The following is a 19,963-nucleotide window of genomic DNA, read 5'->3' as shown; positions in this document are numbered from 1 at the left end:
ATTATTTAAATTAAGCTGTAACGGGTCTTTTTGCAGGAGCATCATCTCTGTCGAAAACTCTGTTGATCACTGCATTCTGGTTTTTCTCAAACATTTTGTGGCTACCTGGAGCCGGAGCACCGCTTGGTACCGGAGCAACTACCTGAATTCCTGTATCTCTGAAGTTTCTCAGGATATAAGACCATGCCCCCATGTTTTCAGGTTCTTCCTGAGCCCACACCAGTTGTTTTCTGTTTTCATATTTGTTGAAGATCGCTTCAATAGCATCTGTCTGAAGCGGATATAACTGCTCGAATCTTACCAAAGCAATGTTTTCACAGTTCAGTTCTTCTTTCTTCGCTAATAATTCGAAGTACAGTTTACCTGAACAAAGAACTAATTTCTCTACTTTTTTAGGATCTGCAGCAGGATCATCTAATACCGGCTGGAATGCACCGTTTGCAAAATCTTCAAGCGGAGAAACCACTTTAGGGTGTCTCAACAGAGATTTAGGGCTCATTACGATCAATGGTTTTCTGAACGCCCATTTCAACTGTCTTCTCAATAAGTGGAAATAGTTGGCAGGTGAAGTAATATTGGCTACTACCATGTTTTCATTAGCACAAAGGGTAAGGAATCTCTCCAATCTTGCCGAAGAGTGCTCTGCTCCCTGTCCTTCTGAACCGTGAGGCAATAACATCACCAATCCGTCCTGGATTTTCCATTTTTCTTCTGCAGCTGCTAAATACTGGTCAACAATAATCTGAGCACCGTTCACGAAATCTCCGAACTGAGCTTCCCAGATGGTTAATGTATTTGGAGAAGCCATTGCATATCCGTAGTCGAAACCAAGTACACCATATTCTGAAAGGTGAGAGTTGAATACATCAAATCTGTTTTCAGAAACGTGTCTTAACGGGATGTATTCTTCTTCTGTATCTTCTGTTTTTACTACAGCATGTCTGTGAGAGAATGTACCTCTTTCCACATCTTCTCCGGAGATTCTTACATTGTGACCTTCTACAAGAAGTGTTGCATAGGCTAACCACTCTCCTAACGCCCAGTCTAATGAGTTTGCCTCAATAGCTTTGATACGGTTTTCAAAAAGTCTTGTAATTTTATTGATGAACTTTTTATCTGCCGGAAGTGTAGACATTTTAAGTGCCAGTTCTTTCAGTTTCGCCAGATCATATTTTGTATCTACCGGTGACTGAACCGCTCCTCTCTTACCAATTGGATAATTTACCCAATCTTCAGCCATGAACACATCCATAACGTTTTTCTCAATCTCTTTTGAAGCATCAAAATCTTTATCTAGAAGCGCTTTAAATTCCGTTTCCATTTTAGCGATTACATCGTTGGAAGTAATGCTGTCCTTAAGCAATTTATCTTTATAAATTTCTCTTGGATTCGGGTGTTTTGAGATGGTTTTATATAAGTTAGGCTGAGTGAATCTTGGCTCATCACCTTCGTTGTGGCCATATTTTCTGTATCCTAAAAGGTCGATATAAACGTCTTTTCCGAATTTCGCTCTGAAGTCAGCAGCAAAGTGGATAGCATGAACAACCGCTTCAGCATCGTCAGCATTTACGTGCATTACCGGAGATTCTGTAACTTTTGCGATGTCTGTACAATATGTTGAAGATCTTGCATCCATATAGTTCGTTGTAAATGAAACCTGGTTATTCACAACGATATGAACTGTTCCTCCAGTTCTGTATCCTTCCAAAGTCATCATCTGAGCCACTTCGTAAGCAATACCCTGTCCGGCAATAGCTCCATCACCGTGGATGATGATTGGCAATACTTTAGAATAGTCTTTGTATTTGTCATCTACTTTTGCACGGCAGATACCTTCTACCAAAGCAGCTACTGTTTCAAGGTGAGACGGGTTCGGAGTAAGGTTGATGGACACTTCTTCTCCGGAAGCTGTTTTGATCTTTTTAGATGATCCTAAGTGATATTTAACGTCACCTGAGAATACATCTTCTTCAAATTCTTTTCCTTCAAATTCTGAGAAAATCTGCTTGTAAGATTTTCCGAAAATGTTAGTCAAAACATTCAGTCTACCTCTGTGAGCCATTCCTAATACTACTTCATCTACTCCTAACTGAGAAGATCTTGAGATCAGCTGATCTAAAGCAGGGATTAATGTTTCACCTCCTTCTAACGAGAATCTTTTTTGTCCTACAAATTTTGTGTGAAGGTAGTTTTCAAAAGCTACCGCCTGATTTAATTTTAATAAGATTTCTGTTTTTTCGTTGGCAGAAAGACTTGGGTGGTTTTCATTTACCTGAAGCCATCTTTTGATGAAATCTTTTTCCTCAACGTTGTTGATGTGCATGTATTCTACTCCGATAGAATCACAGTAGATGTTTTCAAGGTGCTTGATAAGGTCTGCCAGCGTAGCAGGCTCTTTCATTCCGGTTTCAACCGCACAGTTGAATTTTGTATTTAAATCTTCTTTAGAAAGTCCAAAGTTTTCAATGTCTAAAGTAGGGGTATAGTGTCTTCTTTCTCTAACCGGGTTAGTCTTTGTAAAAAGGTGTCCTCTCGTTCTGTAAGCCTCAATAAGGTTTACTACTTTAAATTCTTTCTTGATATGCTCAGGAACTTCTCCGTTGGATACTGCCTGAGAAATCTGTTGTTGAACTGCCGGGGCAGCATTGGCTGAAGCCTGAATAAATTGAGTGTTATCGTCATCTCCGTAGTTCTCCAAAGCAAAATCGAAGCCTTGAAAGAAAGCTTTCCATGATGGTTCAAGAGAGTCCGGGAATTTTAAGTACTGTTGGTATAAATCCTCAATTAATTGAGAATGAGCTGCGTTTAGGAATGAAAATCTGTCCATTATTACAGTTTATCTATTTATTAAAATTTATTTGTAGAATTAATCTTCAAATTTAATAAAAAAAACCGAGTTAGAACAGTCTGAAACCGTTAAAAAAACTTAAGAAAAAATAAATTAAAAAAAAATCACTTATACACTGATAATGAGAGCTTAACATTCACCTCCTGACCTTCCATAGGACGTTCAATAAAGGTCTGACGGATATCTCCGAAGCGCATCTCGTCTTTTTTGGCTTTCTGAATGAGCTGCTGAATGGCCCGAATTCGCCCCTCGTAGCTCCCTTTGTAGTAAATTACATAATTTTGAGACGGATTTACGGACCTGAAATTGAAATTATTATCAGACACTCCGATTTTCTTGGAAAGTGGAATTCCGAGGAAATAAGAAACCTCTTTGTCTTTGTAATTATCGGCGTCAGTAATCAGGATCGGGTACCCGAATTCATCGTCTCTTTTCCCGAGATCCATCGTCACAAAATTATAGACTTTATTATAATTCATGACAATATTTTTGTAAAGAGCATCTTTCTTGTTTGAAGTACTTACATTAATTCCCAACAAAAGTTTGTCTTCTTCATTTTCCACCATAAGACTATCATATTTGATAGCCGCCATCTGGTTATCTTTTTCTACTTTATTTCCTAAAGAATTTTTAAGATTCACCATACTTTTGTTGATATTTTCAGCAAAACGGTCTTCAGTCCAGAAGTTTTGCACTCTTCTCCAGACCGCTAATTTGGGGGTGTGAACATACCAGATAATTTTTGTTTTTTCTGCAGAAACTGGTTTGAATTTAACATCAACCAATGTCGGATTTTCGTTTTTATCTTCAAAAAGCTGGTATTTCAACGTTTTATTGAGGTTCTCATATCTGATGAACATTTCTCCATCAGTATCATTTTTAGGATCCGCATAGCTGATGGCACTTCCCTGTCCTTCGTAAGGCGTATAATAATCAATATCTATAGAGGGTGAACTGGTAAAAAAGTTATTCCATCTTGTAAAATTCTGAAGGTTGTTAAACTGAGCAAAAACCTTATCCACAGGATAATCGATCTCTTTTTCAATCGTAAAGTTTTTACTTTCATCTACAAAATAATACATGGAAGCAGCATACGCTCCTCCCAAAAGAATAATGATTACCGCTAAGATTTTAAAAATACGCATCGCACAAAAATAATACAAATAAAAAGAGTGAACAATATGCTGATCACTCTGATTATATGTTTAACAATAATTAACCTTGTTATAAGCGGGAAGCGGGAAGTTATTATTTGACAGATATTGCTACCCGATTTTTGATTGAAAAATTCTTCAAACAAATAAAATAGGTCAGGATTTCTTATGAAAAACTAACATTTCTATTCCGACATTCATAACTTCCAGCTTCCATCTTCTTACTTCCATTCTCCTATCCAATATGTGTTCCCGGTGCAATAACAGCCCCTTTCTTTACTACCACAATCCCATCCTGAACAGAATAGGTTCCATAATCTCCGTCCGGAATATGTTTTCCACCGATAATCTTCACATTGTCACCAATATAACAGTTTTTATCCAGGATTGCTTTTTCTATATAGCAGTATTTTCCGATTCCCATATTCGGACGTCCTCCTCTGTCATTGATGACGATTTCTGTCGTATTCTGGTAGAAATCAGCTCCCATAACGTAGGAGTTTACGATGGTACTTCCTTTGTCAATTCTGGTTCTGTTTCCAATCACCGAATTTTCAATTTTATCTGCCATGATGATACATCCATCTCCAAAAACAGCTTTGCTTACATAGGAACCATTGATTTTTGACGGCGGAAGCATCCTTGCTCTGGTGTAGATCGGAGATGAAGAAAAAAGGTTAAATTGCGGCAGATCAAGGCAGAGGTCAAGATTGGCTTCGTAGAAAGATTCAATCGTTCCGATATCCGTCCAGTAGCCTTCATACTGATAGCTTAATGTCTTATATTTTCCAATGGAACTTGGAATAATATCTTTTCCGAAATCATCACCTGCCCCTTCATCAAACATCTTTTTAAGGATATTCTTTGTGAAAATATAGATCCCCATGGAAGCCAGAAACTCTTTTCCGGTGCGTTTATTTTCTTCTGAAACTTCAGATTTCATGCCTGCCAGCATATCAAAATCCGGTTTTTCATGGAAAGAAGTGATATTCCCTTCGTCATCGGATTTTAAAATTCCAAAACCGGTGGCATCTTTTGCATTGACCGGAATGGTAGCGATAGTGAGATCACCTCCGTTTTCAATATGGAAGTCCAGCATTTCCCTGAAATCCATCTGATACAACTGGTCTCCTGAAAGAATCAGGATATAGTCGTAATCATATTTTTCAAGATGCTTCATCGACTGGCGGACAGCATCTGCAGTTCCCTGGTACCAGCTATCATTTTCCACATTCTGCTCGGCTGCCAGAATATCGACAAAGCCTTTGCTGAAGATGTCAAAGTGATAAGAATTTTTAATATGTGAATTGAGAGAAGCAGAATTAAACTGCGTTAACACCAGAATTTTATTCAATCCTGAGTTCAGACAGTTTGAGATAGGAATATCTACCAGTCTGTATTTTCCTGCAATAGGAACAGCCGGTTTAGATCTCGTATACGTTAACGGGAATAATCTTGTTCCTCTGCCTCCTCCTAAAACAATAGAGATTACATTTCGATTCATAAATATCTTGCGTTTTATTTTATTAAGTTTACTGTTCTGTTCTTAGTGTTTACTGCTACTTTAAAGCATTCTTTGTTTTCATATTGGAGTTCGTTTTTATAAACAGTCACCCGAAACTCATCTTTATCATTCAATACTAAAACCTCTTTATCCAGGTTATAGATCTCAATATTATATTTTTTAAGTTCATTGCTGAAGAACGGATTTGTAATAAGTACATCCATCACATCAGCACTCTTCATTACAAAGCCGTCGACATCTTTACGATACTTTTCTCTCCAGCCTTTCCCATATTTTCTTTCTATGGCATTATAAGTCCTTTTATTAAGAGCATCTATTCTCTTCATCTCTTCAGGTTCTACCAGACATTCACCTACAGAGTAATGCTTTATTTTCCATTTTTCGGAAATAGCAGCCATCGCTTCATACCTTTCCGTTGCCGGAAGACCATAGCCATAGATCCAATAATAACCTCCATGATAGCTTCCTCTGTCTTCTTTACATGAAAACAGCATAAACATTATCACAGAAAGAAATCCGAAAATCTTCACTCTATCAGCTATTATATAAAGCTATGTATTTTTCTGCAGATTTCTCCCATGCAAAATCAAAATTCATATTGGCATGGATAAGATCTTCCATAACCCCTTTTTGATTATAAATCGCCAATGCCCTGTTCATGGCATGTACAACATCATCTACACCCGGATAAGTAAAGTTCAGTCCTGCTCCACCTGTTGAAATATCTTCTACCGTATCTCTGAGCCCTCCTGTATATCTTACCACAGGAACGGTGCCATATCTCATGGAATACATCTGGTTCAGTCCGCATGGCTCTACTCTTGAAGGCATCAGAAGAAAATCTGCCGAGGCATATATCTTATGGGAAAGATGCTCTTTATATCCGAGATCCAATGCAAAATTGGTGTACGTATAATCGTATTCTTTCAGTTTATTTTCTATATAGGTGTTCCCTGATCCGAGAATCATAATATTTAAAGCGCCATAACTCTGCTTAATGCTTCTCCATACAACATCCGGCAGCAGATCTGCTCCTTTCTCTGTTGCGAATCTTCCGATAAATGCGAATAAAGGAAGTTCGGGTTTCAATCCATATTCTTTACAGAGATTTTCTTTATTTTTTTTCTTTTGAGCGACTGCATTGGTACTGTTAAAATTAAAATCAAGCATCGGATCGGTTTCAGGATTCCAGACTTCTGTGTCAATACCATTGATGATTCCATATGCCTTTCCGAATTCCTGACGAACTAGGCTTTCCAGTCCGCGGAAGCTGATAAAGAGTTCTTCAAGATATCCTTCCGAAACAGTGGTAAAAGCATCAGCACATTTAATCATGCTGGCCAGAGGATTCATCAATCCGTTCCAATCCATCAGTCCCCATTTGTATGCATCGAAAGAAGGCATATATTGTGCCATAGTCCAGCTCATCATGCCCTGATATTCGCCATTATGAATAGTTCCTATTGTTTTTACTCCTTTTAAGAATTCAAATTCATAACAGTTTTCTACCATAAAAGGAACCAGACCGGTATGATAATCATGGCAATGCAGTACATCAGGACGGATTTTCATCGCAGAAAGCCAATGCAAAACGCCATGCTGGAAAGCCAGAAACTGGAAGTTTTCATCCTGGTATCCATAAGGGTTGTCCCTGTCCAATAATCCCGGAATTCTTACCATATACAGCTCAAATCCCAGAACATTGGTCTTCTCTTTCAATACCTGAACCTGCAGCATATTGGCTGCCTGATGAATAAATCCGTCAAAAACCAGATCAAATTCATGATCATATACAAAGGATTTGTTGTACCACGGCATTACCACTCTGGCTTCTACTCCTGCTATTTTATTCTGATATTTTGGTAACGCTCCCACCACATCTGCCAGACCGCCTACTTTTGCTACGGGATAACATTCTGTACTTAAATGATAAATAACCATTCTTTATCTCTTATGTTTAATTCTGTGTAATTTATATTTTTTATCTTTCTTCTGACGTAAAACTATTCCAGCCAACGGCGGCAGCTTCACGGTCATTGTTTTGGTGTATCCTCTCCATTCTTCATACTTCTCTTCCAGGATTTCAGGCTCCACTCCACTTCCACTGTACTTTTCATCATCTGAATTCAAAACAACTTCCCAGTGGGTGCCGGCAGGAATCCCAATTTTATAATCCAATACGTTGGGTGCCAGGTTTAAAGCCACCATCAGTACATCATCTTTCTTTTTTCCTTTTCTGAGGTAGACATACACCGAGTTTTCCAGATCATCTGCTTCCACCCATTCAAAACCATTTCTATCAAACTGATTTTCATAAAAGGCAGTTTCTGATCGGTACAAGTGGTTCAGTTCCTTCACTATTTCCTGCATTCCTTTATGAACAGGATATTTCAGCAAATGCCAGTCGAGGCTTCTTGTAAAATTCCATTCATTGGTCTGCCCGAATTCATCGCCCATAAAAAGCAGCTTAGCTCCGGGATGGGTATACATATATACATATAGGGTACGGAGATTGGCAAATTTCTGCCATTCATCCCCTTTCATTTTATAAATAAGACTTGCTTTTCCGTGTACGACTTCATCGTGTGACAAAGGCATCATATAATTTTCATTATACATATACATGGAAGCGAAGGTCAGTTTATGATGATGAAATTTACGGTTAATAAAATCTTCCTTGAAATAATCCAGCGTATCATGCATCCATCCCATCATCCATTTCATTCCGAATCCTACACCGCCGTCATGAACAGGTTTTGTAAGCATGGGAAAATCTGAACTTTCTTCCGCAATGGTGATGATATTATTCCCAAATTCTTTGTAGACAGCTGTATTAAATTCCTGGAGAAAGGCTTTCGCTTCCAGGTTCACATTGGTTCCATATATATTAGGTTCCCATTCGCCTTCATTTCTTGAATAATCCAGATGAAGCATTGAAGTCACGGCATCCACACGCAATCCGTCTGCATGATAACGATCCAGCCAGAACATGGCATTTGAAATCAGGAAGGATTTCACTTCATTTCTTCCGTAATTGAAAATATGTGATTTCCAATCCGGATGAAACCCTTTTCTCGGATCTTCATGTTCATACAGATAAGAACCGTCGAATCGGTGAAGCCCATTGGCATCTCCCGGAAAATGGGACGGAACCCAATCCAGAATAACGCCTATGTCATTATTATGAAGTTCATCAATAAGAAACATCAGATCCTGTGGTGAACCAAAGCGTGAAGTTGCTGCATAAAAACCGGTAATCTGGTATCCCCAGCTCGGCTCGTAAGGATATTCCATCACGGGCATGAATTCCACATGGGTAAACCCCATTTCTTTGATATAAGGAACCAGCTTTTTCGCAATATCCCTATAGTTTAAAAAACGTTGAGGCTGATCTTCTTCCCTTACCCAGGAACCCAGATGTAATTCATATACCGATAGCGGAGCTTCCAGTCTGTTTTTTTTCCAGCGGTTATTCATCCACTCCTGATCATTCCATTCGTACCAGGTTGTAGAAACCAGAGAAGCTGCCTGAATATTCTGTTCCCAGCTCAATGCATAAGGATCACTTTTTTCAAGAATTTCGCCTCCTTGCGTTTCAATAGCATATTTATATAATGTTCCCCAGATTAATCCTTCTATAAATCCTTCCCAAATCCCGGATTCATCCCATCGTGGAAACAAAATATGATCTTTATGATTCCAGTTGTTAAAATTTCCGATCACGGAAACTTTCTTTGCGTTAGGAGCCCAAACGGAAAAATATACGCCTTTTACGCCCTCTTTTTCTGCAGAATGTGCTCCAAATTTACCATACAGCTTATAGTGCCTACCTTCTTTAAAAAGATACACATCATGATCGGTGAAAAGCGTGTAGGTCTTAACAGAATTCATCAAGATCAGTTTATATTTATATTTTCCCTGAAACTACGAAAAATACTGACAATAGCGATGAATTATTCATCAAATAATTATCAACATCATTTCATGTTTTGTCTATTTATCAAATATATCATTTTTTAACTCACATTTTTTATGATTTCAAAACAATCTTTTTTTATAAATTTAACATCAATATTATTAAACACCTATGATGAGGTTTGAACTTTATACAGCAGAAATAGATGACAGGCCGGTATTTATTACCGGAAATTTCAATAGCTGGAATCCCAAAGATTATAATTTCCAGCTTAAACAAATTGATCCTTCCGGTTATTTTATAGAAATCGAAGATCAGCTTCTTCCTGATGATATTGAATACAAGTTCACAAAAGGAGGCTGGGAAAACGTAGAGCTGGATCAATATGGAAATATCACTCCCAACCGGAAAGCGAAAAAATCTGCCGGTAAAACGTCCGACTCTGTAGAAAAATGGAGATTGAACTGGGGACCGTTTAAAGAAGAATATTATCCTATAGCAGAAGTTATTTCTGAAAATTTTTATATCCCGCAGCTTGACCGTTACCGCAAGGTTTGGGCACTGCTTCCTTATGATTATCATACAACGGATAAACAATATCCAGTTTTATACCTTCAGGACGCACAAAATCTTTTCAATGAAGGAAGCGGTTTCGGGAATTGGGAAATCGACAAAAAATTATCCATCCTTGCTGAATACGGGCGCGGCGATCTTATCATCATTGCGATAGAACATGGCAGTGAGGAAAGAATCAAAGAATATATTTTTGATAATGATCATGTAGCCAACGGTTCTGAAGGAAAAAAGTACATCCGCTTTATTGCCGATACTTTAAAGCCTTTTGTGGACGAAAATTACAGAACTAAAAAAGACCGAGACAATACCGGAATCGGAGGCAGTTCATTGGGAGCATTGATCAGTATATACAGCGGATTTCTTTATCCTGAAGTGTACTCCAAACTACTGATATTCTCGCCTTCTCTATGGGTAGAACCCAATAACAACTTTCCGATGATGAATTTCCGGGTTCCATTTAAAACGAAGATCTATCTCTACGGCGGCGGCCAGGAAGGTTCTAAAATGGTCAAAAGAATTCATATTTTTGAAGAATATCTGAAAAGATGGGAAGAGAAAAAGCTTTTTGATTTTGAATTCAAAACCAATATCAATCCTGAAGGCACCCACAATGAGTTTTACTGGTCTCAGGAGTTCCCAAGGGCTATAGAATGGCTGTTCTATGACAACACAGAAAATCCTGTAGAAGTAAAACCACAACAAAAAAGCATCAGAAACTAAATGCATAAAAACTGCTGCAGAAAATGTAAGCCGGACAGGGACAAAATGAAGGCGGCACTCTTTATGAATTTAGAAATTATAACATCTATTTATGAAACTAATCAATAAAAAAAACAAAAATTACACTCAGGTTTTCCAACTGTTTACGGAGGAAGAATGGACGAAAACCAGTAAAAATTTCAACAAAAACATTTCCAATTTTTTCACCGGAAAGAAATATGAAGTTTTTGTCAATGCTCATGAAGAAGGAATTACGTATTTCATTGGATTAGGAAAATCCGCCTTACAAAATTTCGAGATCCAGCAGGTGGCGGCTAAATTTTCACAGACACAGAAAGAAAAACTGCTGGCCGTACCTACATTAGCCCTTGCTGACTTCCTGAATGAAAAGCAGTTCGAGGAGTTTGTAAAAGGACTTTTAACAGGAACTTACAACTACCCTTTTGATAAAAAACACGCTTTCTGGAATACGAAATTTGAATTGCACTTTGAAAATTTAAGCCAGAAAAAATTAGATCATATCAGCCAGAAAGCAGAAGCATTGGTTAACGGGCAAACTGCCTGCCAGGACTGGCTTAACAAACCAGCCAATCTTAAAAAACCGGATATCTTAAGCGCATACCTTAAAAATCTGGCTAAAAAATATGACTTAAAATACACTGCTTTTAACAGAAAGAAATGTGAAGAACTTGGATTAGGCGCTTATCTTTCTGTGAATCAAGGAAGTGCTTACGATGCCGCTTTCACTATTTTAGAATATAAAACGACAGCAAAAAACGCCAAGACTTTCGGTCTGGTAGGAAAATGTATTCTCTTTGACACAGGAGGAATATCAATAAAAAGCTCTGCCAATCTGCATTATATGAAGTCCGATATGGGCGGAGCAACGGCTGTTTTGGGAACGTTAATCTATGCCGCAGAAATGCAGCTTCCTGTAAACATCGTCGCTGTTCTCCCTATTACTGATAATGCGGTCTCTGAAAAGGCCCTGCTTCCAAGTGATGTGATTACAGCCTACAACGGAAAAACAATTGAAGTACTTGATACTGATGCAGAAGGCAGATTAATTCTTGCAGATGGTTTGTCTTATCTTTCTAAAAACTACAAAACTGATTTCCTTATTGACCTGGCTACCTTAACGGGAAGCTCAGTGAGAATGTTCGGAGATACCTGTGCTGCTATGTTCTCCAATAACGAGGAACTGAAAAACAACTTAATCAAAACCGGTGACCAGACCAATCAGAGGGTTTGGAATCTTCCTTTATGGGATGTTTGGAAAGATGATATCCAGTCTGATGTGGCCGATATGAAAAACATCTCTCTAAAGCCTGTGGGAGACTGTATTATTGCTGCAAAATTTTTAGAGCAATTCATTGAGAACCATCCTAAATGGGCGCACTTAGACATTGCAGGAGTAGCCTTTGGAAGTGTGGGCTATGCAAAAGAAAAAGCAGCAACAGGTTTTGGTGTTCAGCTCCTGGTGAATTTAATTGAAAATTATCACTAAAAATTAGTTTTTTACAAAAAAACTCTGTATAATTGATTAGTGGATTTTCAAAAACGCACAATATTTTATTTTTTGATATTAATAAAATAATATATAAATGCTTTTATTTTTGAAAATTCACTAAATCTTAAAAAACATTATATGGAGAAGAAAACTATTGTGTGTATTTCGTGCTATTACAAAGGCTACGATTTTATGGACGAAATGAAGAAGCTCAGCAATAAAATCATCCTTGTAACCTCCGAAAACCTCAAAGAAAAAAACTGGCCCTGGCACGCGATTGATGAAACATTCTATATGCCCGAGCTCAAGCCTTCCGTATGGAATCTGGAACATTTAATTCAGGGATTTTCCCACCTGATGAAGACCAGAAAAGTAGATGCTGTGGTGGCTTTGGATGATTATGATGTTGAAAAAGCAGCGTTAATCAGAGAAACATTCCGTATTCCCGGTATGGGACAGACAACCCACCGGTATTTCAGAGATAAACTTGCCATGAGGCAAAAAGCAAAGGATTCCGGGATCAGCGTTCCTGAATTCACCGCTGTGTTCAATGATAACGAAGTGGATGAATTTACAGACCGCGTTCCTGCTCCATGGGTATTGAAACCAAGGTCTGAAGCATCCGCATCGGGCATTAAGAAAATAACCTCCAAAGAACAGCTTCTTGAAGCCCTGGAAATACTGGGAGAAGAACGTCATCTTTTTTTACTGGAAAGTTTTAAACCTGGAGATGTTTACCATGTGGACAGTCTTACTTTTAACAAAAAAACAATATTCACTTCTGCCTCAAAATATCTTGCTCCTCCCATGCAGGTTTCTCACGAAGGTGGGGTTTTCAGATCCAAAACATTAGGAAGGTATTCCGAAGAGTTTAAGGCACTGGAAGATATAAATGCCAGAGTTCTTTCCAACTTCGGACTTGTCAACGGAGCCACCCATACAGAATTTATCCGTGGAAAAGAAGACGGAAAATGGTACTTCCTTGAAACCTCATCCAGGGTTGGCGGCGCTCATATTCCGGATCTGGTTGAAGCATCAAGCGGCATCAATATCTGGAGAGAATGGGCTAAAATTGAAGATGCTCTTCTGAGAGGTCATGATTACAGCGTTTCTCTGCCTACAGGCTATTATTCAGGCCTGATTGTAGCTCTGATTAAAGATAAAGAACCGGATTACAGCAGCTTTGAATGTGAAGAGGTTGTCAAATTTCTTCCGATAGACTATCATGTCGGAATTGTATATAAATCCGGAGACGCCTCTGTTGTACAGGACAGGCTGGATTCTGCTGCTGAAATGATTCATGCGGATATGCTGAACATTCTGCCTCCGAAAGGTAATAAATTGAGTTCTTAACAATGAAACTTGACATTGATATTCAAAATGTTATCGAATTCATAATATACAATCTGCTCCAAGATTCTCTGCTAAAATGTAATTTAGAAAGATAAAACCAAACAAGGAAAATGCCTCACATAGAACATACAGAGTATTATTCAAATATATTGGGAACAAGTCTCAAAGTAGAAGTGACCGGGCATTACGGCCATCCTATCATTATGTTCCCAACTTCCCAGGGACAATATACCCAGAATCATGATTTTCATCTTAACGGAAGTATCAACTGGTTTATAGAACAGGGAAAGGTAAAGCTTTACAATGTACAGACCATCGACAGCTGGAGTTTTTATGATGAAAAAATCTCGCCTCAGCAAAGAATAAGAAATTATGAACGGTATGTACAGTTTCTGGTCCAGGAATTCGTTCCTTATATCCAAAAACTTCACAAAACCCACCGCGTTGCCGTTGCAGGAGCAAGTTTCGGGGGCTATCATGCCGCTAATTTTGCTTTCAGATTTCCGGATTTGGTTTCTCATCTGTTTTGTCTTTCCGGCGCCTTCAGTATAAGGAATTTTATGGATGGCTACTCTGATGATCTGGTATACTTCAACTGTCCGAGAGAGTTTGTAAGAAATGATGAAGCCTGGAAATATAAACACATGCATATTGTACTGAGCACTTCCGATCAGGATATCTGCAGGGATAAAAATGTTGAAATGGCTGAAATCCTCAGGATAAAAGGCATAGATTTCTGGTACGATGAAAGAAAATGGATAGGCCACGACTGGCCGCTATGGAGAATGGTCTTCCCTACCTTCATAGGAGCATTTTTCTCTTAAAAACAATAAAAAAGACAAATAGAAAAAATATACCCACCTTAAAAACAAAAATTATGACAAAAAAAGTAGGAATTCTTTTCGGTATGGAAGACACGTTTCCCTGGGCATTTATAGAAAAAGTAAATGAAATGGGAGGTGGCGATATCATCGCTGAACCCGTTACTATTGATAAACTGGAACAGGGTGCAGATTATGGTTATGCAGTGATCATCGACAGAATTTCACAGGACGTTCCCTTTTACAGAGCTTATTTAAAAAATGCTGCCCTTAACGGCACTTATGTCATCAACAATCCATTCTGGTGGAGTGCTGATGAGAAGTTTTTCAACAATGCCCTGATGTCAAAACTGGGAATTCCACTTCCTAAAACGGTTTTGCTTCCATCACACGAAAGACCGGACAATACTTCAGAAACTTCATTCAGAAACCTGAAATTTCCTCATGACTGGGAATATATCTTCAATTATGTAGGGTTTCCTGCCTATATGAAGCCTCATGATGGCGGCGGCTGGAAAAATGTATACAGAGTGGAAAACCCGGATGATCTTTGGAACAAACTGGGAGAAACCGAGCAGCTGGTGATGATGGTACAGGAAGAAATTATCTTTGACGATTATTACAGAGTGTACTGTCTGGGCCAAAAATATGTCCACATTATGCCTTATGAGCCGAGAAATGCGCCTCATTTAAGATATGCCACCACTCATCAGACCCAAGGTGAAGAACTTGAAAAGCTATTGAAAACCATTCATGATTACACGATTAAAATGAATCAAGCGTTGGGATATGATTTCAACACCGTGGAATTTGCTGTAAGAGACGGTATTCCTTATGCGATTGATTTCTGCAACCCGGCTCCTGATGCAGACCGCAATTCTGTAGGAGAAGAAAACTTTGCATGGATCATAGAACATGCTACCAAACTGGCTATTGAAAAAGCTAAAGAATATGTTCCGGGGAAACCTAACATTGCCTGGGGAACATTCGTGAAGGATTCCATTAAATAACATTGAAAAAGAAATTAAAAAACACAAAATAAATGCATCATCAGTTTACTATTGGGATTGAAGAAGAATATCAGATCATCGATGTGGAAAGCAGAGATCTGGTTTCTCACGTTTCAAAAATCATTGAAGGCGGCAAAGCGGTTTTAAGTGAAAACTTAAAGCACGAAATGCACGAATCCATGATTGAAATGGAAACGGGAATCTGCCAGAATATTCAGGAAGCCAGAGCTGAATTAACGAATTTAAGGCGTCATCTTATCAATATCGCCCATGAACAGGGACTTCGTGTTTCCGGAGGTGGCACTCACCCATTCTCTCACTGGTCTGAAAACAATATCACTCAGGGAGAAAGATACATTAAAATTGTTGATGATATGGGAGATGTAGCCCGTGAAAATCTTATTTTCGGACTGCATGTTCATATTGGAATTCCTAATCGTGAAGAAGGCGTAAGAATTCAGAATGTGATGAGATATTTCCTTCCTCACGTATACGCCCTTTCTACCAATTCACCTTTCTGGATTGGAAGATATACAGGTTTTAAATCGTACAGACAGGAAATTTTCGTGAAATTCCCAAGAACCGGGATTCCAAGTTATTTCAACTCTCTGGCAGAATTCGACAGTTATGTGGATCTTCTTGTAAAAACAGGAACCATCGACAATGCCAAGAAAATCTGGTGGGATTTACGGGTACATCCGTTTTATCCAACTATCGAATTCAGAATCTGTGACATGCCGTTAAGAATTGACGAAACCGTTTGTCTTGCTGCCATAATGCAAAGTCTTGTTGCCAAAATATATAAACTGCACCAGCAAAATCTCAGCTTCAGAAGCTATAGAAGATTACTGCTGAACGAAAATAAATGGCGTGCCTCGAAAAGTGGTATTGAAGCCCATCTCATAGATTTTGGAAAAGAAGAATCTGTTCCTTATCCTCATTTGTTGAAAGAACTTTTAGAGTTTATTGATGATGTGGTAGATGATCTGGGATGCCGCCAGGAAGTGGAATATGCCTGGAAAATCCTTGAAAACGGAACCGGTGCAGACCGGCAGCTTCAGATCTTCAAGGAAACGGGTGATCTGACGAAAGTAGTTGATTATATGATCTCTGAAACGGAGTATGGCATCACCCATGGTGAACCTGCTTCATAATATTTTGGTAACTTTGCAAAAAATATGATGTAATGAAAGATATTCGAATTGCTCTGCTGGACATGAACAACAATCATGTGAATCAAGGTTTTAGAAATATTAAAGAAATTTCCGAAACTTTTCAGCAGAACTCTGAAGAAAATGTGGTGATCAAAACGTTTGATGTAAGATATAAAGATGAAATGCCTGAAATAGGTGACTTTGATATTTTCATTTCTTCAGGCGGGCCTGGCAATCCACATCGTGAAGGTCTGGCCTGGGAAGACAGATTTGCCCATTTCCTAGATGCTGTTTTCGAGCATAATCAATACCATGAAGATAAAAAGTACCTTTTCCTGATCTGCCATTCATTCCAGCTGGCAAGTATCCACTGGAATCTGGGGAATATCTGCAAAAGAAGGTCTTATTCCTTCGGGGTAATGCCTGTTCATAAAACAGAGGAAGGTAAAGAAGAATTCTTATTCAAAAATCTTCAGGATCCTTTTTATGCGGTAGATTCGAGGGCCTACCAGTTTATTGAACCGGATCATGAGCGTTTTGAAGAACTGGGTATGACCATCATGGCCATTGAAAAATTCCGTCCTCATATCAACCTGGAAAGAGCGGTAATGGCCGTTCGTTTTTCGGAGGAGATATTCGGAACACAGTTTCACCCTGAAGCCAATCCTGAATCTCTGATCGAAAATCTGAAAGATGAAAAAAACAGAGAAGCCATGATCGAAAATTTCGGGATGGAAAAATATCTTGAAACGATAGACAGAATAGACGATGAAGATAAAATCGTTCTGACCAGACATCAGATCCTTCCGAGATTCCTGCAGTTTGCAAAAAAAAACATTTTGAAAGAAGCTGAATCTTTGGCTTAATCAATACAAACCACAAAAGTCACAAAAGGGATTTGGGTATTACAATCATAAAAGCTGTTGAGAAGAACACATAAGCTTTCTTGAAAATCAAAGATTTCCCAATTAAATAGGTATTTTTATAAAAGTGTATTAAACTTTTATATTCTAAAACTTTTGTGCCTTTTGTGGTAAAATCAAATCGGGCATAAACGTCCGGTTTTTTAACACCACAAAAGAAAAAAAATATGATCCCAGAATACAGAAAACAGTTCAATCAGGAGTTTTCAGATGAAAAATACCATCAACTCAAAAATATACTGACTGAAAAAGGAGGAACAGCACCTGGTTTCAGAGTTTCAGAAAGTCCTATTTTTCTGACTAAAGAATTTGAGAAAAAACTCATAGACGCCAGTGAAAGTATCATCAGCCAGATTCAAGCAATGCCGGCAGAACTCCTTCAAAAAGCCATTCCTGAAAACTGCAGGGTTCCCAATGACACCCAACAGCCTCATTTTTTCACCATAGATTTTGGAGTCTGCAAAAGCGAAGACGGAGCAATAGAACCTCAGCTGATAGAACTTCAGGCATTTCCTTCTTTGTATGCTTTCCAGAAAGTATATGAGGAAACGTATTGTGAAGTCTACCCTTTTCTTTCGGAGATCAGAAATCCTATGCCCCATGAAACCTTTAAAAACTATTTGAAGGAACTGATTGTAAGTGATGAACATCCTGAAAATGTAATTCTGCTTGAAATCTTTCCGGAAAAACAAAAAACGGCTATTGATTTTGCTCTGACCGAGAAACTGCTAGGCATCAAAACAGTATGCCTGACAAAAGTAAAAAAACAGGGTCGAAAACTGTATTATGAAAATAATGGTAAGCTTACCGAAATTAAGAGAATCTACAACCGGGTTATATTTGATGAACTGGACAATATTCCGGATCTGCATACAGAATTTGATTTCCGCGAGGAAGTGGATGTAAAATGGATTACCCACCCAAACTGGTTCTTTAAAATTTCAAAATTCCTTTTGCCTTTATTACAACATCAGTTTGTTCCGAAAAGTTATTTTCTGCATGAATTTCCGGAAAATGAAAATCTGGATGATTTTGTATTGAAACCATTATTTTCGTTCGCCGGAAGTGGAGTTAATCTGAATCCGACAAAAGAAGTTACAGACTCTATTCAGGATAAGGAAAACTATATTTTGCAGAGAAAAGTCTATTATGAACCCATTTTTGAAGATATCAACGGAGATTTTTCAAAAGCAGAGATCCGTTTGTTGTATATTTGGCGGGAAAATGACGAACGCCCTATCCTATTGGAAAATCTGGGAAGAATGACTAAAGCCGCCATGGTGAATGTAGACTTCAATAAAAAAGATGCCATCTGGATCGGAAGTTCGAATGCTTTTTTCGGATAAAAAACTGATAAAACTAATACAACATGGAAGAAAAGCCAACCGCTTTTGCAGAATTTGAAAACCACACTTTAACACGGAGAAGAGATTTATTACCTGTCTGGATTAAAATTTTCTTATGGATCTTTTTAATCGGAGGAGCACTGGCTGCTATCTTTTTATTGGCAGGCTCTCTGATGACTCATGTCTCTTTATCATTATACGGGATGAATGCCAATCATCCGTATTCAATGACAGGACTTTTGATCTGTTCTTTGTTCCTGTTCAAAGGCATTGTAGCCTACGGACTTTGGTTTGAACAAAAATGGGCACCACAGGCTGCCATAGTTGATGCCATTATCGGGATTGCTGTTTGCCTTATTATGATGGCCATTATTCCGTTTATGTACCCATCAATCAGCTTTACCCTCAGATTAGAACTTATTCCTTTGTATTTTTATCTTAAAAAAATGCAGAGTATAAAGACAACCTGGGAAAACTTATAGAAACAAACCTCCGAAATTTCGGAGGTTTTATTTTTTATTCCCGAAGACCTCTCCCATCATAAAAAATCCCCCAGCAAAGGAGGATAAAAAAATTGACATGTACGCTGTGTTTTTTACAAACATTGTAAATATACGGATATGTTGTTGGCATAGTCTACAGGAAACCGTAATGATTGACTTTTAATTCTTCAACTTATTAATAACCCAGAATACTCTTTCTTAGCATCAAAACTAGGGCAGGCTTTATGAACATTTGGAAAATCTCTATGTCCCTGAATTCTAGCTTTAGGAAATTTTGATTTTAATTCTCTTAACAGCTTTACAATAGATTTTTTTTGCTCTTCCGTTCTTGTATCTTTTGGATGGTTGCTTTTATCAATGCCGCCAATGTATGATATATTGATTATTTGGGAATTCCACCCTGCAACGCCATTGGATACCTGATCAATGGGCAACGTGTTGACTATTTTTCCATCAGCTTTTATCATATAGTGATATCCTGGATTTTTCCATTTCAGGTTTTCCTTCCAATACCTTTTAATGCTCTCTATTGTAACATCTGGTTGTGTGGCTGTACAATGTATAACGATGTAATTGATTGTTCTCATGGATTTCATTTTATTAT

The 19,963-nt window shown here is 38.2% G+C and carries 16 protein-coding genes; 9 read left to right on the top strand and 7 right to left on the bottom strand.

The window, feature by feature from the left end:
* Positions 1-10: 10 nt before the first annotated feature.
* From AC59HC_RS18265 to glgB, 6 genes are all read right to left on the bottom strand, one after another.
* Positions 11-2,827 (bottom strand): 2-oxoglutarate dehydrogenase E1 component, encoded by a 2,817-nt coding sequence (locus AC59HC_RS18265; RefSeq protein ID WP_137905963.1) that lies wholly within the window; start codon positions 2,825-2,827, stop codon positions 11-13.
* Between the two features lie 125 nt (positions 2,828-2,952).
* A complete protein-coding gene (locus AC59HC_RS18260; RefSeq protein WP_343640496.1) occupies positions 2,953-3,993 on the bottom strand; it encodes an SRPBCC domain-containing protein in 1,041 nt (346 codons plus the stop codon).
* A gap of 244 nt (positions 3,994-4,237) precedes the next feature.
* Positions 4,238-5,506, bottom strand: coding sequence for a glucose-1-phosphate adenylyltransferase (locus AC59HC_RS18255; RefSeq protein WP_110010295.1), 1,269 nt, complete (start codon positions 5,504-5,506; stop codon positions 4,238-4,240).
* Positions 5,507-5,520: 14 nt separating this feature from the next.
* Positions 5,521-6,057: an FEKKY domain-containing protein gene (locus AC59HC_RS18250; protein ID WP_202840724.1), complete on the bottom strand. Its 537-nt coding sequence runs from the start codon at positions 6,055-6,057 to the stop codon at positions 5,521-5,523.
* A gap of 4 nt (positions 6,058-6,061) precedes the next feature.
* The gene (locus AC59HC_RS18245; protein WP_227944333.1) at positions 6,062-7,468 is read right to left on the bottom strand and encodes a glycogen synthase; all 1,407 of its coding nucleotides are present in this window, start codon (positions 7,466-7,468) and stop codon (positions 6,062-6,064) included.
* Positions 7,469-7,471: 3 nt separating this feature from the next.
* Positions 7,472-9,418, bottom strand: coding sequence for a 1,4-alpha-glucan branching protein GlgB (glgB, locus tag AC59HC_RS18240; protein WP_496559121.1), 1,947 nt, complete (start codon positions 9,416-9,418; stop codon positions 7,472-7,474).
* A gap of 199 nt (positions 9,419-9,617) precedes the next feature.
* On the opposite strand from glgB, the gene AC59HC_RS18235 reads away from it, so the two are divergent.
* From AC59HC_RS18235 to AC59HC_RS18195, 9 genes are all read left to right on the top strand, one after another.
* Positions 9,618-10,739 (top strand): alpha/beta hydrolase, encoded by a 1,122-nt coding sequence (locus tag AC59HC_RS18235; RefSeq protein ID WP_429817354.1) that lies wholly within the window; start codon positions 9,618-9,620, stop codon positions 10,737-10,739.
* Between the two features lie 91 nt (positions 10,740-10,830).
* Positions 10,831-12,246 carry a M17 family metallopeptidase gene (locus AC59HC_RS18230; protein ID WP_202840729.1) on the top strand — a complete coding sequence of 472 codons (1,416 nt, stop codon included), beginning with the start codon at positions 10,831-10,833 and terminating at the stop codon, positions 12,244-12,246.
* Between the two features lie 141 nt (positions 12,247-12,387).
* The gene (locus tag AC59HC_RS18225; protein WP_496559120.1) at positions 12,388-13,602 is read left to right on the top strand and encodes an ATP-grasp domain-containing protein; all 1,215 of its coding nucleotides are present in this window, start codon (positions 12,388-12,390) and stop codon (positions 13,600-13,602) included.
* 110 nt (positions 13,603-13,712) lie between these two features.
* A complete protein-coding gene (locus AC59HC_RS18220; RefSeq protein ID WP_120231385.1) occupies positions 13,713-14,426 on the top strand; it encodes an alpha/beta hydrolase-fold protein in 714 nt (237 codons plus the stop codon).
* Between the two features lie 53 nt (positions 14,427-14,479).
* Positions 14,480-15,433 (top strand): ATP-grasp domain-containing protein, encoded by a 954-nt coding sequence (locus AC59HC_RS18215; RefSeq protein ID WP_496559119.1) that lies wholly within the window; start codon positions 14,480-14,482, stop codon positions 15,431-15,433.
* A 32-nt stretch (positions 15,434-15,465) separates the two neighbouring features.
* Positions 15,466-16,587, top strand: a complete 1,122-nt coding sequence (locus AC59HC_RS18210; RefSeq protein WP_202840733.1) for a carboxylate-amine ligase — start codon at positions 15,466-15,468, stop codon at positions 16,585-16,587.
* Positions 16,588-16,619: 32 nt separating this feature from the next.
* On the top strand, positions 16,620-17,453 hold the full coding sequence (locus tag AC59HC_RS18205; RefSeq protein WP_496559118.1) for a type 1 glutamine amidotransferase: 834 nt from the start codon (positions 16,620-16,622) through the stop codon (positions 17,451-17,453).
* Between the two features lie 224 nt (positions 17,454-17,677).
* Positions 17,678-18,856 carry a hypothetical protein gene (locus tag AC59HC_RS18200; protein ID WP_202840738.1) on the top strand — a complete coding sequence of 393 codons (1,179 nt, stop codon included), beginning with the start codon at positions 17,678-17,680 and terminating at the stop codon, positions 18,854-18,856.
* Positions 18,857-18,879: 23 nt separating this feature from the next.
* Complete coding sequence (locus AC59HC_RS18195; protein ID WP_496559117.1) at positions 18,880-19,338, top strand: hypothetical protein; 459 nt, start codon at positions 18,880-18,882, stop codon at positions 19,336-19,338.
* 188 nt (positions 19,339-19,526) lie between these two features.
* On the opposite strand, the gene AC59HC_RS18190 is transcribed toward AC59HC_RS18195, so the two are convergent.
* Positions 19,527-19,946 (bottom strand): N-acetylmuramoyl-L-alanine amidase, encoded by a 420-nt coding sequence (locus AC59HC_RS18190; RefSeq protein WP_496559116.1) that lies wholly within the window; start codon positions 19,944-19,946, stop codon positions 19,527-19,529.
* Positions 19,947-19,963 lie beyond the last annotated feature (17 nt).

The organism is Chryseobacterium sp. DZ-32, assembly GCF_059587025.1.
The sequence above is the reverse complement of the archived record's forward strand: the minus strand, read 5'-3'. Positions and strand labels throughout refer to the sequence as shown.